Below are 2,645 nucleotides of genomic sequence, written 5' to 3' on the forward strand. Positions count from 1 at the left end.
TATTCGCCTTGTTGTGTCAAAACATCGTTTTTTGCCTGTTTTTTAAGCATTTTTATGCTTTTCAGGCTCAAGGACCCGTCCAACGCAGACCACCATAAATTGATAGATTTTTGATATTTAACAATACGTTATGAGATTTTTGTGAAGTTGATTCCACGTCGAAGCCCAGTTTCCATTGCGCGCCCAGTGGCCACCAGGCACCAACGCCCCAGTCGGTGCGAGTGCTGCGGCTGACCAAATCACCCAGAAGTGGGCTGAACTGTTCAGCGTCGCTCAATTGTGTTTGTTTGAGCCACGCTTGGGTCGCCGCTTTACCGATGGGTCGGTCGTGGCGCAGGGTCCAGTCGCGGCGTGTTTTGTCGCCGCCTGGACGTTGGCTGCTGGCCGCTCGGTCATGCCCGGCTCCAAGGGCCAAATGGGTTTCGGTGCGGTCGGGGTGTTTGCAGCTGCCTTCTAAGCGGGCTTGGGTGTAGCGCCCGTCAAAGTTGGTGCTGGCGGCATAGGTTTGCTCGGTGCTGGCCACACCGATGCGCCACATGCAGGGTGCGGGCAGGGGCACAAATTGGTAGTAAAGGCTGAGGCCTTGGTCGTGGAAGTTGTTGGTGTTGCGACTTAGGTAGTGCTGTGTGTCCCAGCGCAGCTGGGCCAATCCTGGCCCCAGGGGGCGGGCATAGGTGACTGAGGCGGCCAGCATCTGGTTACTGGCCAAGCTGGCGGCGTTGCGGGTTTGCAGGGCCAGGCTCAGGCGCAGGTCGGGGCTGCCTGCGGGGCTTTGGCCCTGTATGGCCAGCAGGTTTTTGAGGGCTGCACCGCTTTGGGGCCGGGTGCCGTCGACCAGGGGCACGCTCACCGGTCCGTTGGACAAATAGAGCGTAATGGCGTTGGCGTGGGTGGTGCTGGCGAGGTTGGTTTCGTGACCGAGCGTGGTTTGTAGCAGTTGTGCCCATGTCCACTGGGCTGCGGCTTCGGGCCGTTGGGCGGCGTTGCCCAGCAGCCATTGGCGCAGGTCGGGGTCGATGTCGGGACGGGCGCTGACTTGGTTGACGATATGTTGCGCGCTGTCTTTGGCGCCCAGCAGGGCCAGGGCGTGGGCGTAGTCGAGTTGGGTGCCGGGTTGTTCGGGGTTGAGTAGAAGTGATTTTTCGAGGGCGTCGGCGGCGTTGCTGTGTTGGCCGCTTTGCAGCCACAGAGCACCAAGCAGGGCATGGTAGTCGGCGCGCAGGTCACAGACAGCAGCCTGGCCCAGCAGTTGTTGCAGTCGTTGGCGCAGGTCTTCGGCGTTGCTTGGAGATGGGCTGCCCAGACTGGCGGGGCAGCTGGCTGTGGCAGGGGTCTGGGCCTGTGCGGTGGTCAGCAGGCAAAAGGCTGCACCTAAGGCTGCGGGACCAAAGGCTGCGCCCCGAAGGGCAAGCCGGTTTAGGTCTTTGCAGGTGACCGCAAGTTGGACTTGGGGGCGTGCGGGTGCGCGTGGGCCTGAGGCCGGTATCGGGTGGCTTGGAAGCATGTGGGGTGTGGGCAGCCAGCGGCGGCTGGCTTAGCCGACAAGGGCTTGGTCTTGGTCGGCACTGTACACAAGTTGCAGGTGCCCTGGCCCATAGGTTACGGGCAGGCAATGGATTTTGCGGGGTTGGGTGAGGCCTGCAAGCAGGAAGTCGCCCAGCGCTTGGGCTTTGGCGGGCTGAGCTTGTCGCACCACTTCGGGGCCCAACAAGATGGGGTAGGCGAGTTCGGCAGTGAGGTTTTCCAGGCGCGCGGCGATGGTGACGGTTTCGCCCAGCACTGAGTGCACGCGGCGCTGGGCCGGGCCAAAGGAGCCGATCATGATGTCGCCGCTTTCGATGCCGATGCCCAGATCGAGGGGCGGGGTTTGGCGGCTGGCCACTTTAGGCAGTTGGGCCACGCCTTCGCGCCAGATTTCTTCGGCCGCACCAATGGCTTTGTTCGCATGGTCTGGGCAGGGACTGGAGCCGTTCCAGACGGCCATGAGACCATCGCCCACCATTTGCTCAACGACGCCGCCGTGTTGGGTAACGATGCGGTCCACGGTGGTGTAGAAGATGTGCAGCACGGTGGCCGTTTCTTCTGGGCTGCGGCCTTCGCAATAGGCCGAGAAGTTCCGCAGGTCGACAAACATGACGGTGGCTTGCTGTCGCTGGGCCATGACCTGTGCGGTGGGGCCTGCAAAGGCGACTTTGCGGGCGGCGCCTTCGGGCAGGTAGCTCGCAAGGTTTTGGTAGAGGCGTTCGCGCTCTAAGCGCACGCGCAGCATTTCGGCCAGCAGCAAGCTGGCGGCCAACAGGCCGATGAAAAGCAGCGGTGTGCCCCAAGCCAGCACATGCTGCTGGACAAGCAGCATGTAAGCATGAACGGCCCAGACCACAAGGGCACTGACGAGGGCCGCAGCGGGCACGGTGATGGCGGCCCCAGGTCGCGGCAGACTCAGGGCCAGCAGCAGCACCAGGGCGCTGATGAGGCCGCTGAGCCAAGGCCAGAGGCTGGCCCAGTGGGGCACGTAGGGGGTACGTTCGTCCAGTGCAGCGGCCAGCAGTTGGGCGTGGACTTCGATGCCGCCCACGGCGCCGCCTTGGGGCGTGGGCACGGCGTCACCCGCACCCATGGCGGTGGAACCAATGAGGGCCCAGGCG

General features: G+C 63.1%; 2 protein-coding genes. Both read right to left on the minus strand.

The annotated features are described in order from the left end of the window. Positions 1 to 67: 67 nt before the first annotated feature. Complete coding sequence (locus tag ACIQ39_RS19250) at positions 68 to 1,504, minus strand: tetratricopeptide repeat protein (protein ID WP_396436189.1); 1,437 nt, start codon at positions 1,502 to 1,504, stop codon at positions 68 to 70. Positions 1,505 to 1,534: 30 nt separating this feature from the next. Next, positions 1,535 to 2,645: adenylate/guanylate cyclase domain-containing protein (locus ACIQ39_RS19255; RefSeq protein WP_396436190.1), on the minus strand; the 1,111-nt coding region annotated here is incomplete at its 5' end.

The organism is Limnohabitans sp. (assembly GCF_044361645.1).
Taxonomy (GTDB): domain Bacteria; phylum Pseudomonadota; class Gammaproteobacteria; order Burkholderiales; family Burkholderiaceae_C; genus Limnohabitans_A.